Below are 19,826 nucleotides of genomic sequence, written 5' to 3'. Positions count from 1 at the left end.
GCTAAAAGCGATATAGTTTCGGCAAGCTTAATTGATTCAGAATTTTCCTACATTAGCGGGTTTAAATTTCAAATCAAGCTAAATTAATTTCTACTGTGTGGGTTAACCAAAAGGCGGATTCTGCGATGAATATTTTGCAGCGTAACAACGTACATATCAATGGCACAAAAGACCGACCAGTCCTAATGTATGCCCATGGCTTTGGCTGTAGCCAGGCGATGTGGAGTGCAATCACTCCCGCATTTAACCAGCAAGCTCGCCAGGTGTTATTCGATTTTGTCGGCAGTGGTCAGTCTGACATTGATAACTACAATTTTGAGCGATATGCAACGCTTGATGGATATGCTAAGGATATTCTTGAAATCTGTGATGCTTTAGAACTGAAAGAGAATGTGATTTTCATCGGGCATTCTGTCAGTTGCAGTATCGGAGTGTTAGCGGCAAATGCCAGACCAGGCCTGTTTCGGAAAATGGTATTACTCGGCCCATCCCCCTGTTTTCTGAATATACCACCTGATTATTTTGGTGGGTTTGACAAAGATGATTTGGAAGGTTTGCTTGAACTGATGGATCAGAATTATCTGGGGTGGGCAAGTTATCTTGGACCCGTGGTCGCAGGCACCGGGAACGATCCTGCCATTTCGGGTCAGCTTTCAGACAGCTTTTGTTCAACCGATCCAATTGTCAGCCGGAATTTTGCTAAAGCAACTTTCTTTGCCGATAACAGAGCGGATTTCGCGAAGCTGCAGGTACCAAGTCTTATTTTACAACACGCTGAAGATGCGCTGGCACCTATAGCTGTAGGTAAGTTTGTTAATCAACAAATAAAAAATAGTCAGTTGCAGGTGCTCAATGTCACTGGCCATGCTGCACATATGACCAATCCACCGTTAGTGATTGATGCAATTCGTCAGTTTATCCAGCCTGAGCTTCAGAATTGACCGCCTCCCTCGAACTTGACGCCTTGCCATGCCCGGTCATCGTCACTGATCTATGTGGGCAAATAATTTTTATCAATAAATTTGCATTAAACGACTTTTACATTGGAAAAAAAGCGCAAGTTAACCGTATTGAAGAATTATTCCCACCTGCTGCAAATATTCTACTACAAACACATCTGTGGCCAATGTTGCGTAAAGAGGGGGTGATCAAAGAGTTTTACCTAAAAATAAAACGAAAATCAAATACGCCATTACCCGTTTTGCTAAATATTCAGGAAGGCCGTTTTGAACAACAAGCGTGTTACCGCTGGGTGATTTTACCCGCAGAGCAACGCGCCAATTTTGAACAAGAATTGTTAAAAACAAAAAATCAACTGCAAGCCTTGGCTAAAGATGCTGAATCTAGCCGGTATTTCTTACGCTCGGTGTTGGACGGCGCAAAGGATATCGCAATCCTTGCTGTATCAGAAACTGGATGTATACGCTTTGCTAATGCGGGGGCGGAAATTTTACTGGCGCAGACACATGCTCGCTTGATGGATGCTCATGTACTCAGCTTTTTTACCGACGACACTTTTTCGGCATACTTCACGAAAACGAAAATTCCAGAACAGGATGCTACGCAAAAAAATCTTCCCGACAACTTTGTGGCAGAGACGTATGAAACGCTGATTTGCCGCAGCAGCGGTGAGAGAATTGATGTGCAACTACAGATCAGACAACTTGATCAAACGCTTCTCGTCGATGATATAAAATATATCGTTCTGCTAACGGATATTAGCCAACGGAAACAGTACGAAAAATTACAGAATGATTTTATCGCCAACATTAGCCATGAACTTCGCACGCCGCTCACCGCAATTCTTGGAAGTCTTCATCTGCTGCATTCAGGTAAATTTGGCGATATCCCGCTAAAAGCCAAGAAGCTTATTGATATCACACTTAATAATGCCAACCGACTGAAGCACTTAATTACCGATGTGTTGGATTTTTCAAAACTTAAAACCACAAAAATGTCAATCGAACTGCAAGCGGCACAACTACAACCAATGCTCGAGGATGCGGTTGCAGAACATCGCTATTACTTAGCAGATAAAAAAATTCAACTTGACCTAAAACCTCTATGCCAGCCAATTAGTATTACCGTTGATCCACAACGATTTATGCAAGTCATGTCAAATTTGCTTTCGAACGCTATAAAGTTCTCACCGCCAGACTCACAGGTGAACGTTGTCGCAACGATAGAAAACTTATTTGTCACTATTGCAATCGAAGACCAAGGGCCTGGCGTAAAACCTGAATTCTTACCTTATTTATTCACCCAATTTAGCCAACAAGACAGCGCTACCAATCGCCAGTTTGACGGTTCCGGTTTGGGTTTAGCCATTAGTAAAAGTTTAGTTGAAGCGATGGGAGGCGACATTGGCTACAAAGCAAGACCAGACGGCGGTGCTATTTTTTGGTTTCGTGTCAAGCGAAGCTTGACGTAGCCAGTTGCTCAATAAAAATACAAGTAAGGCAATTTTTAAAATCTCATCTGATGAGACTTGTTACTTTGCTAATAACTGATGGATATCAGACAATTCTTGCTGCGCGACAAAATTTAACCGGTCGATAAGACCTGAATAAAGCTGGATGAGGTCCGATTCTGAACGGTCAATTTCTTGCTTGCACTTAGTTTCAAGATGACAAATCACTTTATACAAGGTTGCAAGTCCAATAGTACCAGACGTCCCCCTGATGGCATGCAGAATTGCCAGAACTTCCTGATGATCGCTTTGTTTAATTTTTTCCTGTAGGCTCAGTAATTGGCTGGCAAAGTTTTGTTCGAACACTTGGATTAAGCGTCGATAAAACGCCTCTTTCCCGCCAAAAGGCTTGAGCAGCACTTCAAGATTTTTCCTATTAATATGAATCTCCTGCAGTTCAATCTCAGCAAGGTAAGTCGTTTCGTCATGCACTTTCTGGCTTGTCGTTTCAACAAGGCCGCCATCTGCATGACCAGCAACATAACCATCAGCTTTACCAGACGGGCGCATTGCGAGGAGCCCCGAAGGCTCGTTCAACTCATCGGTTAACATGGGTATATGAGTATCTTTATCAACTGACTTGTTGGTAAAAAATAAAATAGTTTCAATAACTTTATCTAAATCAAAAGGCTTGGCTAAATGCCCGTTCATGCCTGCCTTCAGGCAGTCTTCCTGATCGGATGTATAAACATTCGCTGTCATCGCAATAATAGGCAGTGATGCAAAACGAGCATCAGCACGGATTTGTCGTGTGGCTGCTAAGCCATCAACGACAGGCATCTGCACATCCATCAATACCAGGTCGTAACTGATATCTCCTTTCATTACTGCATTAATGCCTTCCTGCCCACCAATGGCCATAGACACCACTGCACCTTCGTTTTCCAGCAGTTCAGAAGCAACCACACGATTAAATTCGTTGTCTTCCACCAGCAATAAATGCAGACCATGCAAAGGCGCGGTGCTTAGTTGCGGTTGCACTTTCAAAGATGGCTTTAATATATCTCCGGAAATAGAGCGCTCAATAACCAATCCGACTTGTAGTGGTGTAACTGGCTTCGTCAGATAAGCCGCGTAAGGAACAACTTCTGTAGTTTGCGCTTTGATAATTTCGTCACGGCCAAAAGCACTGACCATAATCATCACTGGCAAATCGCTTGCTGCGAATTTTGCTCTGATACGCTGAGCCACTTCCAAGCCATTCATGCCAGGCATGCGATAATCCATCAACACCACATGCAGTGCTTGATTTGTAGCAAAGCAGTGCTCAACACAGGCCAACGCTTCTTCACCAGAACGCGCCAGCATGACACTCGCACCGAGTTGCTCTACTGTTTTTTGCAGGATCTCCAAAGCAGTTGGATTATCATCCACAATCAACACCCTAGTATCAGAACCTATAGTAACGGGGCGCTCTGCCTTCATTTCTGTGGCAACATTAAACTCAAGGTCAAACCAAAAACAACTGCCTTTGCCTGGCTCACTTTGCAACTGCAACTCTCCCCCCATCAACTCAACAAGACACTTGCTGATCACCAGCCCAAGACCGGTGCCGCCATACTGACGGGTTGTTGAGGCTTCGGCTTGAGTAAAACCTTCAAAAATACGTTGCTGCTGAGATGGGCTAATACCAATACCAGTGTCACGAACACTAAAACGGATCCGTGTTTTTTTGTCTTGTAATTGCAGTAGCGTTAATTGAAGAACCACTTCACCGTCAGTTGTGAACTTAATCGCATTGCTGGCTAGGTTGACCAATACTTGCTGTAATCTCAGCCTATCGCCTTCGACTGCCGCGGGTAAAGCACTGTCAATATCGAACAGCAGCTCAATATTTTTTTTACCTAGACTGGGGGATAACACCACATCAAGTTCCCTCAACAATGCTTCGGTGTTAAATGGTTGCTGCTCCAGCTCAAGTTTACCTGCCTCAATCTTGGAGTAATCAAGAATATCATTGATTAAATTCAGTAATGATTTGGCTGCGATCTGCGCTTTACTGGTGTAGTCGTGTTGCTGAATCGAAAGTTCCGTTGATTTCATCAGCTGCAACATCCCCAAAACCGCATTCATCGGTGTGCGGATTTCATGACTCATATTGGCTAAGAACATCGACTTGGCGCTATTTGCCGCTTCTGCTAAATGTTTAGACTCTCGCAATTGCAGCTCAAGTTCACGTTCAGCGGTAATGTCCCGATTGATACCCACCACGCGGATGGCTCCGCCTTGAGCATCACGCTGAACATAAGCAGCACCTTGGATATAACGAGTTTTACCGCAAGGCAACTGTAGGCGAAAAATTGGCGTGTATTCGCGGATACCAGCAACCGCATCCTGCAGTAGAGAAGCTGTTGCATTGCGATCATCAGGATGCACTCTGGACTCCCAATGCGAGTAATTCAAGCCGTTGTGATTTAACGCAGTAGGCTGTTCGTATAATTCGAACATTTTGTCATTCCATACCAAGGAATTATCAAGCAACCGCCATTCCCAAATGCCTAGTTCTGCAACTTTATAAGCGAGCGTCAGCTGTTCTGTTTGACTGAGCAGCTGTTGCTGTGTGGCTATCAGTTCAGTTTGTTTTTGTTTTTGCAGAGTAATATCGGTAGCAATAAAGAGATAACCAACCGGCCGATGTTCATCATCACGTATTGTCGTGATCACCAGATTGACATCTATCTGTCTTCCTTCCTTGTTCAAGTAGCACCATTCCATGGAGCCCTCGTGATGCTCAGAAAACTTAATCAGGTTTTGAAAGTCCGGCTGAGATAAGAGCGAATGCTTCTCTTCAACCGCATAGAGACGAAGTGTCAGCTCTTCTACAGAATGGAAGCGCAGCGGCGTTGTTTTACCAATCATCTCATCAGCGCTATAGCCCAACAAAAGCTCAGCCCCCCCATTAAATAACTGGATAGTTCCCCGGATATCTGTGGCTACGATGGCGAAGTCGGATGCTGAGGCTAGTACGTTTTTGAACAATACATTGAGACTGGCGATCTCCGCTGTTCGTTGAGCTACTTTGGCTTCTAAATTGCTGTTTAATTCGCGCACTTTAGCTTCGGCTAATTTTTGTGCTGAAATATCCCGTACTGTTTTTGATGCCGCAACGACCTTGCCGTTTTCAGCGTATATTGGAGATAAAGTGATAGATACATCAATCAGTGAACCGCCTTTGGTTTTATGGACTGTATCGTAATTAGTGATTGATTTACCTTGCGCAACATCGTGCAATCTGGCCGAGAGTTCGTCAGTCAGCAAAGGCTGCGCAATCAAATTTTGTAGCTCTGTGTTTACTGCTTCGGCACTGGAGTAACCGAACAGAGTTTCTGCGCCTTTGTTCCAACTTAAAATTTTGCCATCGAGGGTGCAAGAAATAATGCCATCGGCTGAGCTCTCCACTAACGAAACCAGTTTGGCTTGCTGTGCAAACAATCGTTCTTTATTTCTTCGATTAGTCTCGATTAAGCCAGTCAGCAGTCCCAGAAGCAAAGAGGCAATAGCACCAAACAAACTAAGCTTTACAGGCGATTGCAAATGCATGCTTTGAATAAATGCAGGCTGTGCCGCCATGTTAAAACGCCAGCTGCGACCATAAATAGTCTGCACTGTGTTGATAGGATATAAGCCCGCGGCTTCGGAACCATTACTAAAAAAACGAATTGGAGTTTCTGATTCAGTGACATCATCCAGGCTAAGGATAAATTTGCCGGCATCTAATCTGACATGAGCCAATACCTCGGCCATGATCAGTGGAGCGTAACTCCAACCAAAGGCCTGTTGCTCCCTTTCTGTCTCTGTCTCAGGTGTTTTGACGCTACGGTACAAGGGCATCAACATTAAAAAAGACTGTTGTGGTAAACCTGACGCCTGCACCAGTGTAATGGGTCCGGTTAACCTGACCTCGCCACTAAGCATGGCTGATTTTGCCGCAAAGAATCTATTGTGCTCTGAAGCTATATCTAAACCCACAGCAGCTGTATTCCGTTCTACAGGCTCAATGTATTGGATCACGTACCGCTCGTTTGAGTTCGGCGCCAATTCTCTGATATTAAACTGAGGCCAGCCATCGGCACGTGCTTTTGCTAAAAACTGCTCCTTTTCGCTGGCAGGCACACGACGGATAAAACCAAAACCGCGCGCCCCTGGGAACTCCAGATCAACATCTCGGGTTAAACTATAACGATAAAACAGTGCTCGATTTATACTATGCTCACCAGCGGTTAAAACTGCTCCACGGGCGCCGCGTAAACCATACTGATAAAGCTTTACTTTGGTTAAGATGCTGTCTGAGGCTTGGTCAAGCGACTCTTGCATTGTCTCGTGAATACGCGTCGAATTATTTTGATACGTTTGATATCCCAACAAAACACTGAGCATGATGCCTATTAGAAAAACCAGCAAAGACCATCGGTACTTCAAAAATACTTTTAGCTGCTTTTCCAATACATACTCCTTGTATTTATCATCATACGCCGCTGCAATACCCTAAAAGTAAAGACTTATAAAATTGCTATGTTCAAACCTTACTAGTTTTTGAATATATTCGCAAAATTCGGGAGAGTTAATTCTTCGTAATTCGCGTTATCAGAATTGTAATGGATAATTTCAGCCTCATTTGTAAAAACCTTTAGCATCAAGATGCGATACTTTACTGCGCTTTACCGAACTTAACTCTTTCCTGCTTGGTACAGTGGTAAACGGATTTGATCCCGCCATTATCTTCAAAACGCGCAACCTCTTGAAACGCCATTTGAATGATGCATGCGTTTTTAACAATTTGCGACTGCAGTGAACCCTCGAAATTTTTGTGAGTAGCTGTTTGTTATTTGTCTGAATAGTCCGCTTACAGTGAAATGCGCCGATTTAATCGAATCTCGGTGAATTTCGGCTTTTGGCACAGAACCGGTCAACGCTATGAGCGAAAAACGGCTGTTCAGATCAGGTGCTCTCGAAACAACGAATCTGTATTTGCCTTAGTTGCGGACATGTTACTTTTGCAAGCTTTTAGAGTTTGAATATCAAGCCCGTTTTAGCGGAAGATTTCCTTCGACTTCAGACAATTTATTGGGTGGCACAAAGACTTGGAGCAAGTTTTGAAGCTTTCAATATCGACAACACTTTCTGGATTTCCCTTATCAACTCAGTGGCCTTTAGCAAAATTCAAAAAGTTAACAAATTGATTCAGCGAGTGACTTTAATTAAGTAAATCGAAATATCAATAGGTCGTTTGCTATCATCTATTCCTGATAGTGACTAACTTTCACAGTCTATTTTTCTTGCTAAGATGATGAAAGTTTAATCACATTGAGAACCACAAAAATGAAGTTAAGTCACTTGTCTATGCTCATTGCAAGCGCATTTCTATTCAGCTGTAAGCCAGCAGGCGCTGATGAAGATGCAGTAAATACCACAGCTAAAGTCGATAAATCGGCAATTGTCCTAACGAACGCTGTTATTTATCAACATCAAGCAGCAGACACAATGGTGATCAAAGATGGCCGTATTGCCTTTATAGGTAATGCAGAGACTGCGCAAAAACAGTATCCAAATTTGAGTAACTGGCAAGATTTAGAAGGGGCGTTTATCGGTCCTGGGTTTATTGATAACCACAACCATGTCTTTGAGGCAGACGCTGAAATTGGCGGAGATTGTGATTTGTCTGATGCTCGTAATATCCGTGGTTATGAGCAAGAACTGATTCAATGCAAGCGCGAATTGGTCCCAGAGTCAGATGAATGGTTAATGGGCTATGGCCATGAGCTGGCAACGTTGCTTTCCCTGACAGATGAATCACCACTAGAAATGCTCGATCGCCTGTTCCCGAGTAATCCAGTTGTCATTATGGAGCAAACCTCTCACTCCATGTGGGTCAATAGCAAGGCATTGCAGCTTGCCGGATTGAATGATAAATCTGCCGATCCCCAAGGTGGCCGCATTTTACGTGAAACCGATGGCAGTCTCAGCGGAATTCTGCTGGATAATGCCGGAGATCGCTTGTTTGAGATCGCCTGGAATCAACAACCTGATTTGCAAAATGCGCACAAGTGCGGGCTGCTCAACGGACTTCGCCAATTAGCTGAAAACGGAATCACAACTGTGGGTGATGGTCGGCTGTATTGGAAACGTGGCTGGCTGGATACCTGGCAACAACTTGAACGGCAAAAGAAATTAACTGCGCGCGTGAGCATTCGGCCATGGATTTACCCCGCCGATCCTGCAGCGCCGCAGCTGGAGTTCTTCCGCAAAGTTTATCAACCGGATCCAAACCGGTTGCTGGTGATCAATCAGGTTAAGCTTTACAGCGATGGTTTATTACATAACGGCACCGCTCGATTACTGCAGCCATATCGCCAAACCATTAATCCTGACCTCCCGACAGGGTTGGATTATATAGCGCCAGATCAAATGAAGTGGTGGTTGGTGGAACTCGATAAAATTGGTTACGGCGCGCATATTCATGCCATAGGTGATGGTGGAACGCGAAATGCACTTGATGCAGTTGCATTTGCCCGTCAAGAAGGTTCGGCGCAATTATATGGCTTAACACATCTCGAATTGGTGCAAGTCGAAGATTTCGGCCGATTTAAACAATTATCAGTTGATGCTGATATGCAAATTGGTAATGAAGGTACTTTGCATGCTGATCACCATTGGGCGGAACCATGGTTAGGCCATGAACGCGCAGCGCATTTAATGCCAGTTCGGGCGTTTCTTGCTGCCGGCGCAAATTTAACTCTGAGTAGCGATTGGAACGTCAATGAGCTAAATCCGCTGATCAGTATCGCCAACGCACTGGAGTTAAAAGGTCAGGCTTTCCCTGATGTGGATACAGCTATTGCGGCCTATACCATTAATGCTGCAAAAGCTTTAGGTCTCGCTGAACAAACTGGATCACTGACTGTCGGTAAAGCTGCCGATCTGGTGGTGATTGATCAGGATATCAGTCGGGCTAAACCGGCTAAAATTCGCCAGGCGAAGTTCTTATTGACCATGCTCAACGGTAAGGTGGTGTATCAGAGTCCGGATTATTAAGCGTTTGACAGACCAGCCGCAACCAACAGCTGATTAAAGTTTTGTGCTGGCTTCCCAGAGGCCAGCGCAATTCCAGACGACGGCGAATGGTCGATAACTCATTATTTACCCGCAACAACGCCAATTGACCTTGATGAATGCCAGATGCCACCATCAAGGTTGGTAATAAGGCAACGCAATCCGTTTTTAATAGCACACCTTTGAGCGTGCCAAAGTCAGCAATCTGGCTAGAATGCCCACTGTAACCACTTTCCTCGGCAGACTGTTGATAATGCTCCGTCCAAATTAATTCTCGAAATGGCGCTAACTCTTCGACCCCAACACTTGGCTTTCCGGCAAGCGGATGGCTCGACCGTACAACGAATACTTCATCATAGTAACCGACGCGGCAATAGTCGTACCGGCTGTTATGCAATTCGATACTTTCGTGCAACAGCACCACATCAAATATTCCTTCGATCAAGCCTTGAGTTAAGACTTCTTCACTATGTGTATTAATGCGCATCTGAATCTGAGGCTGCTCTTGCATAAAACTGACAATTGCATCAGTTAACAGTTGCTGTGGAATATGGGGCGCAACCCCAACTACAAGCACCAGTTGCTGATGTTGCTGTAACGCATGAGCTGCAGCTTGCAAGCGGTTTGATTGTGCCAACGCATGCTGTGCCAACGGTAATAAAGTATGGCCATCAGGACTTAACTGCAGGCTGTTACCACTACGAGTAAACAACTCCAAATTAAGCTCTGCTTCCAAATCCTGGATCCAGCCACTTAGTTGCGATTGTCGTTTACCCAATGCTCTTGCCGCAGCAGAAATAGACCCTAACTCGGCACTTAGCACAAAAGCCTGAAGGTAATGGAGCGTAATAGTACTTAACGATTGCATAGCCTCAACCTTGATAACGGCTTTTTAATGATTATAACGCGGCCCACAGTGAAGATGTCATTCAAATAACTAGCGGTTTCATATTGTTACAGACTGTTAGTTTGCAATTAAAACAAGAGAAGTAAAAAATGTTTATGGAATCGTAAACATTATAATGACTGAGAATTTCTAAGTTGCCGACTTCGATATATTCAGCAACGTCCGCTTTCAAGGAAAAGCGCCGATTTAATCGAATCTCGGTGAATTTCCGCTTTTGGCACAAAGCCTCAATTCGTCGAAGTGGTGCTTACACCTTCCCACCTTTTGCATCAGCCAAATAAAACGCCGCTAAAAAGCGGCGTTTGCATCAAAACCATTTACCAATTACCAGTATTAAGCGGCTTTATTGCTCGCAATATACTGATCAACCAGCGTTTCCAGTACATCCAGCGGCACTGCGCCATTTTTCAGAACGACATCGTGGAAAGCACGGATATCAAATTTGTCGCCAAGTGCGGTTTTGGCTTTTTCGCGCAGCTCAACAATCTTGATCATACCAATTTTGTAAGCCGTAGCTTGAGATGGCATCACGATATACCGTTCAATCGCGTTGTCGACTTCAGATTTGGCGTTTGGTGTGTTGGTTGCTAAATAGGTAATGGCCTCTTCGCGGGTCCACTTTTTCGCGTGAATACCGGTATCGACCACTAAGCGGCAGGCGCGCCACAGTTCCATCGCTAAGCGGCCAAAATCGGAGTAGGGGTCCTGATACATGCCGATTTCTTTTGGCAACATTTCAGTGTACAAACCCCAGCCTTCGACGTAAGCGGTGTAACCACCAAATTTACGGAACTTCGGCACGTTCTCCAGTTCCTGGGCGATGGCGATTTGCATATGGTGGCCCGGAATACCTTCATGGAACGCCAGCGCTTCCAGCTCATATTTCGGCATGCCTTTCATTCGGAACAGATTGGCGTAATACACACCAGGGCGTTTGCCGTCCATTGATGGCTGCTCGTAGAAAGCTTTGCCAGCTGATTGCTCGCGAAACGGTTCGACCGCTTTGACAATCATGTCGGCTTTAGGCTTGACCAAAAACAACGAATCCAGTTTGCCTTTCATCTCGTCGATGACGCGGGTCGCTTCGGCTAAATAAGCGGCTTTACCTTCGGCAGTGTCCGGGTAATAGAACTGGGCATCGTCACGCATAAAGCTGAAAAAGGCTTGTAAATCACCTTTAAAGCCAACTTTGTGCATGATGGCCTGCATTTCCTGATGGATACGCGCTACTTCAGACAGACCCAAATCGTGAATTTGATCAGCGGTCATGGTGGTGGTGGTGGTACGGGCTAAGGCATTGTTGTAGAACTCAGCGCCATCTTTAAAGCGCCATACGCCATCATCGGTACCGGCTTTGGTTTCAAGTGTGGTCAGGTAGCTAATCAATTGCTCGTAGGCTGGTTTAACGCTACTGACCAACGCCACTTCGGCTTCTTTGATCAGCATCTGTTTGGCGGCATCGTCAATAGTTAACTTGTTGACTTTACCTCGGAAATCTTCGAGCAGCGTACTGTCAGCGCCTTCCGTGAATGGCGCGCCTTTGATCAAGTTCTGACTGGCGCCAATGACGTGAGGGAACACGAATTTTGGTGGAATGATGCCAAGTTCAACCCGTTTATCCAGCTGCGTCATCAACTGTTGAAACAACGTCTGTACGCCGTTTAACCGCGCGATATAGGCTTTGGCATCGGATTCGTCGGCAATTTGGTGCTGGTTAATCAGTAACGAAGCGACCATCGAGTGGGTGCCGTACATCTGATTGACCGGGTAGTTGTATAAACGCCATTTATCGTCTGCGATTTGTTGTTCAGCTTGTTGCTTAAACAGCTGATAACTCAGTTTTGATTGTTCGTCCAACGCTTCGATATTAAAGCTTTTTAGTTGCTCTAACTGCTGTTTGGTCAGCTCAAGCGTTTTCGCCGCTTGTTCGTCAGTCATTGGCTCCCATTTGTCGTAGTCTTTTTTAATGCCTAAATAGGTGAGCGACGTTGGGCTTAATTCGACTTGATCCATAAAAGCTTTTTCAAAAAAAGCGCTGATTTTTTCGTTTTCGTTCTGGACCGTTGCAGTCGCTGCAGGTGTTGCAGCTTCGGTGCTGGCAGTGCTGGCTTTTTCGGCCGGCGAACAGGCACCGAGCAAGGCTAAAGTGACGGCCAGGGCCAGCGTCGATTTGGTTAATTTCATTGTTACCTCGAGATGTGCTGCGTTTTGTTGTAATTCAGCTGATTGTGGTGTTGATGCGGCAACGGTTACGATAATACCGCCATAGCCAGTTGTTTATCATGTTGCTGCTTTCGCTGCAAAGCTTATAAAAACATCTGCAAGAGATCATTCAGATATCGCACGCCATGTGGCGAAATTTGATAGTGCTGATCTGGTTGGATAACTAATCCTAATTGCATCGCTTTGACAAGGATTGGCTCGACTGTTGCGGCAGGCAGCCCGGTATATGCGGTAAATTCAGCAATGCTGCAAGGTTCTAGCAGCCGGAAGCGATTCATAAAATATTCAAAGGGTAATTCGTCAGCCGGCACAGGCATCGCGCTATCCAGATATGGCTTACTTAAATCCATATAACCCTTGGGATGTTTCACTTTCAACGTGCGGACAATGTGGCCTTGCTCAGGCAGGGTAATTTTGCCATGTGCACCACAGCCAATGCCTAAATAATCACCAAAGCGCCAGTAATTCAGATTGTGCCGGCACTGAAAACCGGTTTTGGCATATGCTGAAGTTTCGTACTGTTGATAACCGGCCGCCGTTAACAAGGCGTGACCTTGTTCCTGAATATCCCACAAAATATCATCTTCCGGCAGGAGCGGCGGCTTTGAGGCAAAAGCGGTATTGGGTTCAATCGTCAGCTGATACCAGGATAAATGCGGCGGCTGCAGGGCAATGGCTTGCTGTAAATCGCTCAGCGCATCGTCGATACTTTGCTCCGGCAGGCCGTGCATTAAATCGAGGTTAAAACTTTTTAACGGGCTGTTGGTAAGTAATGCCGTCGCAAGTTGTGCGGCGTGGTTGGCTTCATCGCCCTGATGAATACGACCAAGCCTGGTCAGTTTATCGTTTTGAAAACTCTGTACACCAATGGAGAAACGGCTGACGCCAGCTTTCACGTAGCCAGCAAATCGATCGGCTTCGACCGTGCCTGGGTTGGCTTCCATGGTGATTTCGATATCATCGGCAAACGGAATTCTGCGTTGCACACCGCTTAAAATAGCGGCAATACCTTCAGCGCTAAATACACTGGGCGTGCCGCCGCCGATAAAAATGCTGTGCAGCGTACGGCCTTGCACGTATTCAAGATCGAGGTCTAAATCGGCCAATAAATGTGCGATATATTCCTGTTCCGGAATACCTTGTTTCACCGCATGGGAGTTAAAATCGCAATAAGGACATTTTTGGATACACCAGGGAATGTGGATGTATAACGACAGCGGTGGCAACTGAAGCCTTGTTTGTAGCATCGTTTGAAGCATTATTTAAGCCTTATGCTGCCATTGTTGTTGTAACAGTGACAACGCTTTACCACGATGACTAATCAGCGCCTTTTGCGCTTTTTCCAGTTCCGCCGACATCATACCCAAGTCTGGTAACCAGAAAATCGGATCATAACCAAAACCATGCTGGCCTTTGACTTCGAAGGCTATTTCACCGGTCCAGATGCCGTGGCTGATCAACGGCGTTGGGTCGTTGGCATGGCGTAAGTAAACCAGCACACAATGAAATTGCGCCTGACGTTCGCCTGCGGGTACATCAGCCATTTTTTCCAGTAACAGTTTGATGTTGTCAGCGTCTGTCGCATTCGCACCGGCAAAACGGGCGGAATAGATGCCGGGGGCGCCACCAAGTGCATCCACCGCCAGCCCCGAATCGTCGGCAATGGCTGGCAGTCCGGTGATGGCCGCCGCATGGCGGGCTTTGAGAATGGCATTTTCAATAAAAGTCAGGCCGGTTTCGTCTGCGTCACTGACGCCAAGACTGGTTTGTGGAATAATTTCACAGCCCCAGGGCGCCAACATGGCGGCAAGTTCGGTTACTTTTCCCGGATTGCCGGTGGCAAGTACAATTTTTTGAGTCATGGGTACCTTCGCCATCAGAGGCTTAATTTTTGATGCGCAATGGCATTCAGCAGGGTGAAAGCGGGAGCCGCTAACTCTGGCTCCTTGCGATTAATCGACGTAAAACGTATGGGTAAATTGCAGTTGCTGGCTGACGTCACCTTGCTTGATTTGCAACGTGAAGGTAAAACGCTCTTCATTGCGATAGGGCAGCTGCGCCAGATAATAGATGGCCTTACCTTCAACAACTTCACGGAAGACCAGCTCTTTTTGTTGGCCCAGCAGATTTTTGGCCACACCTTCGATACTGACTTGCTGCGCCGACAGATCGGCAGTTTTCAAGACCGAAATATTCACTAACCCCTGAAATTTGGTGCGTTCCAACTGATAAGCTTTAGCAATGGCCGGATCAATTAATGTCGATGGCATCGCAATATAATGTACATCCCAGGGGCCTAACTGCGTTTTTTGCTCGGCGCTGGCCTGGCCTGCGCTTAACAAACCCACTGAAAGCAACAGTAGGGTGAGACGGATCTGTGCTCCGAGCAATTGCCCGAACCATTTATCGAGTGAAAAACTGCTTGATTTCATGATTCATTTTCCTTTTTCTGAACAAAATCAACGAATTCTGCCGGTATCACAAAAGGCGCTTTAATCAGCACTTGTTTATGCCGGCTTAATTCGCCTTTGTGTAAGCTTACTTGGCTTTGACTGACCTGAAACAGTTTAGCTAACAATTTGCGGACATGAGCATTAGCTTTGCCATCCACTGGCGGCGCGGTGATTGCCAGTTTAATTTCAGCACCATGTAAACCCATCACCTGATCCCGGCTGGCTTTGGGTTGGACATAAAGTGCCAGCAGCAAATCAGCGCCGAGATACTGTGACGTATTCAACACAAGTTGCTCAAAACAGGCCGGATACCAGGTTTTGCACCAGAATTTGTAAAAATTGCAGGCCAACCAATAACACCAGTACCGATAAGTCCAATCCACCCATCGGCGGGATGATTTTACGGATTGGGCTCAGCAATGGTTCGGTCAGTTGATGCAGCAGATGTTCCATCGGGTTTCGCCCTTGGCTGAACCAACTCATAATGGCGCGGATCACAATGACCCAAAACAACAGGCTGAATGCCTCTTTTACCAAGAGCACCACAGCGCCAAGCACAGTTGCACCCAGGTTAATTTGTCCGGCAAGCAACAACTGGATGGTGACTACTTTTGCTGCTGCAATCAACAATGCCAGCACCAAAGACGCGGTATCAACCGGCCCCATACTCGGAATAAATCGGCGCATCGGGATAATCAGTGGATTGGTGGCTTTCACCACAAACTGGCTGAGCGGATTGTAGAAATCAGCCCGCACCAGTTGCAGCCACAATCGCAGCATTACAACCATTAAAACCAGGGTGAACACGGTGTCAATTAAAAAGAAAAACGCTTCGTTCATAACATCAGGATCCTGCATTAAAAGAAAACATCAGCACGCTTTATATCCGCATCTTTAATGATGTTGGGTATATGCCCGCTCATACCTATAAAGTCGTTGCCATCGCTTCGGCTCTGGCAATTGCTGCTTGCATCGCTGCAGCGACGGTCTGTTCCAGCTCACGCGCCCGGAAAGTTTCAATCGCTTCGTGGGTGGTGCCGCCTTTGCTGGTGACTTCTGCGCGTAAATCGGCAAATGACAAATCAGACTTCGCCGCTAAGGTCGCCGCGCCTAACGCCGTTTGCGCTACCATGGCCCGGGCATCTTCACTGTTAAATCCAAGGGTTTCTGCTTGCTGTTGCATGGCCTGCATAAAATAAAAGAAGTAGGCCGGCGCACTGCCGCTGACCGCAATAATGTGATTAATTTGTGCTTCGTCATCCAACCAGACATTGCGGCCACAGCCTCGGAATAACTGATCGACAAAAGATTTTTCGTAGTTGGAACATTGGCTTGGGAAAAGCCCGGTTACTCCCAGACCAATTTGCGCCGGCGTATTAGGCATAGCGCGAACGATGCGGACATCACCAAGCCAGTCACGATACCGGCTGACTGGTAAACCGGCAGCGACAGTGACAAAAAGTTTTTCGTGGATCTCCGGCGCTCCGGCCAGCATGGCCTGACAAACTTCTGCCATCAGTTGAGGCTTCACCGCCAGCACAATCACATCGGCGACTTGCGCCGCATGCACGTTATCTTCGGTGGTTTGAATGGCAAAGTCGGTGGCAAGCGCGGCCAGTTTTTGTGGATTACGATTGCTGGCGATAATATTTTCTGGCGGATAACCCTGTTTCACCAGGGCGGCTATCAAACAACGCGCCATATTACCGGCGCCAATAAAAGCTACTGTGTTTTCATTCATGAGGTTGCGGTTCCCGCGCGCCGAAAATGGCTGTGCCTAATCTTATCATAGTTGCACCGAAAGTCAGGGCTTGTTGCCAGTCATCTGACATGCCCATCGAGAGAGCCCTGGCCTGCGGAAATTGTTGCTGTAGTTGGGCGGACAATGCTTGCATCCGGGCAAAAGCCAGGCTGTTGTCGCTATCAATTGCGGGGGCAGGAATGGCCATTAAGCCTGCCAGCTGTAAGTTTGGCAAAGCGGCAATCTGGGCTGCAAAAGGCAGAACTTCAGCGGCGGCGATACCTGCTTTACTTGATTCATCGCTGATATTCACTTGGATAAGTACTTTTAATGTCGGCATGTCTGTCGGGCGCTGCGCCGATAACCGTTCGGCGATTTTCAGCCGGTCGACGCTGTGCACCCAGGATGCAAATTTTGCGATATCGCGAGTTTTGTTGGACTGGATTGGACCAATAAAATGCCATTCTAAATCAGTCAGTTCAGCTAATGCAGTGGCTTTATCGACCAACTCCTGCACATAGTTTTCGCCAAAAAGACGTTGACCGGCCAGATATGCTTCTTGAATCAATGAGATGGGTTTGGTTTTACTGACGGCGATTAATTGTGCATCTGCACGCACACTGGGGTTTTTCTGCTTAATTTCTGCAAGCTGCCGGTAGGCTGAATTCAGTCGTTCTGCTATGTTGTTATCCATTGGGACCTGACTTTTCGTGATTATTTTTTTAGTTTCTGGCAAACAGGAGTACATTTTGTCATGGATATTACCGAATTATTAGCCTTTAGCGTGCAGCATAAGTCGTCGGATTTACACTTATCTGCCGGTGTGCCGCCGCTGATCCGGGTCGATGGCGACGTGCGTCGCTTAAACATTCCGCCGCTGACGCATAAAGATGTGCACGCTTTGGTGTACGACATTATGACGGATAAGCAGCGTAAAGAATACGAAGAACGGCTGGAGTCAGATTTTTCGTTTGAAGTGCCTGGTTTGGCGCGCTTTCGGGTCAACGCCTTTGTGCAAAACCGCGGTGCCGCGGCGGTATTCCGGACCATCCCCAGTGAAGTGCTGAGCCTTGATGATTTGGCGGCACCTGACGTGTTTCGCACCATCGCCGAAAACCCACGCGGTTTAGTGTTGGTGACCGGCCCAACCGGTTCGGGTAAATCCACGACGCTGGCGGCGATGGTTGATTACATTAATACCACCCGCCATGAACACATTCTGACCATCGAAGATCCGATTGAATTTGTGCACCACAACAAACTTTGTCTGGTCAACCAACGGGAAGTCCACCGCGATACGTTAAGTTTTAGTAATGCTTTACGCTCGGCATTACGGGAAGATCCGGACATTATTCTGGTCGGTGAATTACGGGATTTGGAAACTATTCGTCTGGCAATGACTGCCGCTGAAACCGGTCACCTGGTATTCGGCACCTTGCACACCACGTCTGCCCCTAAAACCATTGACCGGATCATCGACGTATTCCCGGGCGAAGAAAAAGCTATGGTGCGTTCGATGTTATCGGAATCATTGCGCGCAGTTATTTCACAAACGCTGCTGAAAAAAGTCGGTGGTGGCCGGGTCGCGGCGCATGAAATTATGGTCGGATTGCCAGCAATTCGAAATCTGATCCGCGAAGACAAAATTGCGCAGATGTATTCGGTGATCCAAACCGGTGCCGCACACGGCATGCAAACCATGGATCAATGTTTATTGAATCTGGTAAACCGCGGCCTCATCACCAAACAAGACGCGCTCGCCAAAGCACAAGACAAAAACGCTTTTGGTGCTATGGGCCGGATTTAGGAGCATTAAGGTGGAATTAGTTCAGTTATTGCAAAAAATGGTGGATGCCAAAGCGTCCGATATGTTCGTCACGGCAGGTATGCCGGTCGCAGCGAAGATTAACGGTGAATTGCTGCCGATCGACGACACGCCGCTGACAGCAGAAGACTCGCTGGCCATTGTGCTGGCGGCGATGAATGAAAAACAAAAAAATGAGTTTCTGAAAGTCAAAGAATGTAACTTCGCTGTGGCCAATGAGGCTGGTCGTTTTCGGGTGTCAGCGTTTTTTCAACGCGATCAGGCGGGTATGGTGGTGCGTCGCATCGTTACGACCATTCCGAATGCTGACGATTTAGGCCTGCCGCCGATCCTAAAAGAAATCATCATGTCTAAACGTGGGCTGGTGTTATTTGTTGGGGGTACCGGTACTGGTAAATCAACCTCGTTGGCTGCTTTAATTGGTTATCGCAATAAAACGTCCCGTGGCCATATTCTGACCATCGAAGATCCGATTGAATTTGTGCACGATCACCAAAAAAGTCTGATCACCCAGCGTGAAGTCGGCATTGACACCGATTCGTTTGAGTCCGCGCTGAAAAGCTCGTTACGCCAGGCGCCCGATGTCATTCTGATTGGTGAAATCCGCAGTCAGGATACGATGGAATATGCGTTGTCCTTTGCCGAAACAGGGCATTTATGTATTGCCACATTGCACGCTAACAATGCTAACCAGGCTATTGACCGGATCATGCATTTAGTACCCAAAGAAAAACACGGCAAGTTGCTGTTTGATTTGTCGTTAAACCTGCGGGCGATTGTCGCACAGCAATTGATCCCAACGCCGGATGGCTCACGCCGGATCGCCGCGATTGAAGTGCTGCTCAATTCACCTTTGGTGGCCGATTTAATCAAACGTGGTGAAATTGATGAAGTGAAGGCGGTGATGACGAAATCCCGCGAGCTTGGGATGCAGACCTTCGATCAGGCTTTGTACGATTTATATCAGCGCAGCCAAATCAGCTATGCCGATGCACTGCACCATGCTGATTCACCGAATGACTTACGACTGATGATTAAGCTGCGTAACAATGAAACGTCAGGTGCTGGTTTTCTGGCGAATGTCACAGTGGATGGTCTGGAAAAACCAGAGAAAAACTAAGGTTGAGGAAAAAGGGTTGTTAACGTCGGGGTCAGTG

Annotated in this window: 15 protein-coding genes; 5 read left to right on the top strand and 10 right to left on the bottom strand. The window is 46.6% G+C overall.

The features are described from left to right. Positions 1 to 125: 125 nt before the first annotated feature. Together A5320_RS14375 and A5320_RS14370 are read left to right on the top strand one after the other, a co-directional pair. Entirely contained in the window at positions 126 to 941 is an 816-nt protein-coding gene (locus A5320_RS14375; RefSeq protein WP_068066051.1) for an alpha/beta fold hydrolase, read from the top strand. After that, a complete protein-coding gene (locus A5320_RS14370; protein WP_068066050.1) occupies positions 938 to 2,431 on the top strand; it encodes a PAS domain-containing sensor histidine kinase in 1,494 nt (497 codons plus the stop codon). Before A5320_RS14375 ends, A5320_RS14370 begins: the two co-directional genes overlap by 4 nt. A 60-nt stretch (positions 2,432 to 2,491) precedes the next feature. Here the strand turns inward: A5320_RS14370 and A5320_RS14365 are convergent, their stop codons facing one another. Next, complete coding sequence (locus tag A5320_RS14365) at positions 2,492 to 6,913, bottom strand: CHASE domain-containing protein (protein ID WP_068066049.1); 4,422 nt, start codon at positions 6,911 to 6,913, stop codon at positions 2,492 to 2,494. 1,038 nt (positions 6,914 to 7,951) lie between these two features. On the opposite strand from A5320_RS14365, the gene A5320_RS14355 reads away from it, so the two are divergent. After that, on the top strand, positions 7,952 to 9,502 hold the full coding sequence (locus A5320_RS14355) for an amidohydrolase (protein ID WP_197490123.1): 1,551 nt from the start codon (positions 7,952 to 7,954) through the stop codon (positions 9,500 to 9,502). On the opposite strand, the gene A5320_RS14350 is transcribed toward A5320_RS14355, so the two are convergent. From A5320_RS14350 to A5320_RS14310, 9 genes are all read right to left on the bottom strand, one after another. After that, on the bottom strand, positions 9,465 to 10,388 hold the full coding sequence (locus tag A5320_RS14350; RefSeq protein WP_068066042.1) for a LysR family transcriptional regulator: 924 nt from the start codon (positions 10,386 to 10,388) through the stop codon (positions 9,465 to 9,467). The genes A5320_RS14355 and A5320_RS14350 overlap by 38 nt on opposite strands. Before the next feature lie 372 nt (positions 10,389 to 10,760). Further along, positions 10,761 to 12,611, bottom strand: a complete 1,851-nt coding sequence (locus A5320_RS14345; RefSeq protein ID WP_068066034.1) for a DUF885 domain-containing protein — start codon at positions 12,609 to 12,611, stop codon at positions 10,761 to 10,763. 122 nt (positions 12,612 to 12,733) lie between these two features. Further along, complete coding sequence (gene hemW / locus A5320_RS14340) at positions 12,734 to 13,909, bottom strand: radical SAM family heme chaperone HemW (protein WP_231916738.1); 1,176 nt, start codon at positions 13,907 to 13,909, stop codon at positions 12,734 to 12,736. A 3-nt stretch (positions 13,910 to 13,912) separates the two neighbouring features. Further along, positions 13,913 to 14,512, bottom strand: a complete 600-nt coding sequence (gene rdgB / locus A5320_RS14335; protein ID WP_068066031.1) for an RdgB/HAM1 family non-canonical purine NTP pyrophosphatase — start codon at positions 14,510 to 14,512, stop codon at positions 13,913 to 13,915. A 90-nt stretch (positions 14,513 to 14,602) separates the two neighbouring features. After that, positions 14,603 to 15,082 carry a DUF4426 domain-containing protein gene (locus A5320_RS14330; RefSeq protein WP_068066028.1) on the bottom strand — a complete coding sequence of 160 codons (480 nt, stop codon included), beginning with the start codon at positions 15,080 to 15,082 and terminating at the stop codon, positions 14,603 to 14,605. Next, positions 15,079 to 15,387, bottom strand: coding sequence for a DUF167 family protein (locus A5320_RS14325; protein WP_068066026.1), 309 nt, complete (start codon positions 15,385 to 15,387; stop codon positions 15,079 to 15,081). The genes A5320_RS14330 and A5320_RS14325 overlap by 4 nt, the downstream gene beginning before the upstream one ends. Positions 15,388 to 15,397: 10 nt before the next feature. Continuing rightward, complete coding sequence (locus A5320_RS14320) at positions 15,398 to 15,943, bottom strand: YggT family protein (RefSeq protein ID WP_068066023.1); 546 nt, start codon at positions 15,941 to 15,943, stop codon at positions 15,398 to 15,400. Positions 15,944 to 16,028: 85 nt separating this feature from the next. Next, on the bottom strand, positions 16,029 to 16,844 hold the full coding sequence (proC, locus tag A5320_RS14315; protein WP_068066020.1) for a pyrroline-5-carboxylate reductase: 816 nt from the start codon (positions 16,842 to 16,844) through the stop codon (positions 16,029 to 16,031). Then, positions 16,837 to 17,538, bottom strand: a complete 702-nt coding sequence (locus A5320_RS14310; protein WP_068066818.1) for a YggS family pyridoxal phosphate-dependent enzyme — start codon at positions 17,536 to 17,538, stop codon at positions 16,837 to 16,839. Before A5320_RS14310 ends, proC begins: the two co-directional genes overlap by 8 nt. Before the next feature lie 60 nt (positions 17,539 to 17,598). On the opposite strand from A5320_RS14310, the gene A5320_RS14305 reads away from it, so the two are divergent. Together A5320_RS14305 and A5320_RS14300 are read left to right on the top strand one after the other, a co-directional pair. Beyond that, complete coding sequence (locus A5320_RS14305) at positions 17,599 to 18,651, top strand: type IV pilus twitching motility protein PilT (protein ID WP_068066017.1); 1,053 nt, start codon at positions 17,599 to 17,601, stop codon at positions 18,649 to 18,651. A gap of 10 nt (positions 18,652 to 18,661) precedes the next feature. Beyond that, positions 18,662 to 19,789, top strand: a complete 1,128-nt coding sequence (locus A5320_RS14300; RefSeq protein ID WP_068066014.1) for a PilT/PilU family type 4a pilus ATPase — start codon at positions 18,662 to 18,664, stop codon at positions 19,787 to 19,789. Positions 19,790 to 19,826: the final 37 nt, after the last annotated feature.

Origin of the sequence: Rheinheimera sp. SA_1 (assembly GCF_001669775.1) — a bacterium.
Lineage (GTDB): Bacteria > Pseudomonadota > Gammaproteobacteria > Enterobacterales > Alteromonadaceae > Pararheinheimera.
The sequence above is the reverse complement of the archived record's forward strand: the minus strand, read 5'-3'. Positions and strand labels throughout refer to the sequence as shown.

Coding starts and splice junctions, on each gene's coding strand:
- A5320_RS14375 (WP_068066051.1), top strand. CDS start 126: ATGAATATTTTGCAGCGTAACAACGTACATATCAATGGCACAAAAGAC.
- A5320_RS14310 (WP_068066818.1), bottom strand. CDS start 17,538: ATGGATAACAACATAGCAGAACGACTGAATTCAGCCTACCGGCAGCTT.
- A5320_RS14330 (WP_068066028.1), bottom strand. CDS start 15,082: ATGAAATCAAGCAGTTTTTCACTCGATAAATGGTTCGGGCAATTGCTC.
- hemW (WP_231916738.1), bottom strand. CDS start 13,909: ATGCTTCAAACGATGCTACAAACAAGGCTTCAGTTGCCACCGCTGTCG.
- A5320_RS14305 (WP_068066017.1), top strand. CDS start 17,599: ATGGATATTACCGAATTATTAGCCTTTAGCGTGCAGCATAAGTCGTCG.
- rdgB (WP_068066031.1), bottom strand. CDS start 14,512: ATGACTCAAAAAATTGTACTTGCCACCGGCAATCCGGGAAAAGTAACC.
- A5320_RS14345 (WP_068066034.1), bottom strand. CDS start 12,611: ATGAAATTAACCAAATCGACGCTGGCCCTGGCCGTCACTTTAGCCTTG.
- A5320_RS14355 (WP_197490123.1), top strand. CDS start 7,952: ATGGTGATCAAAGATGGCCGTATTGCCTTTATAGGTAATGCAGAGACT.
- A5320_RS14320 (WP_068066023.1), bottom strand. CDS start 15,943: ATGAACGAAGCGTTTTTCTTTTTAATTGACACCGTGTTCACCCTGGTT.
- A5320_RS14350 (WP_068066042.1), bottom strand. CDS start 10,388: ATGCAATCGTTAAGTACTATTACGCTCCATTACCTTCAGGCTTTTGTG.
- proC (WP_068066020.1), bottom strand. CDS start 16,844: ATGAATGAAAACACAGTAGCTTTTATTGGCGCCGGTAATATGGCGCGT.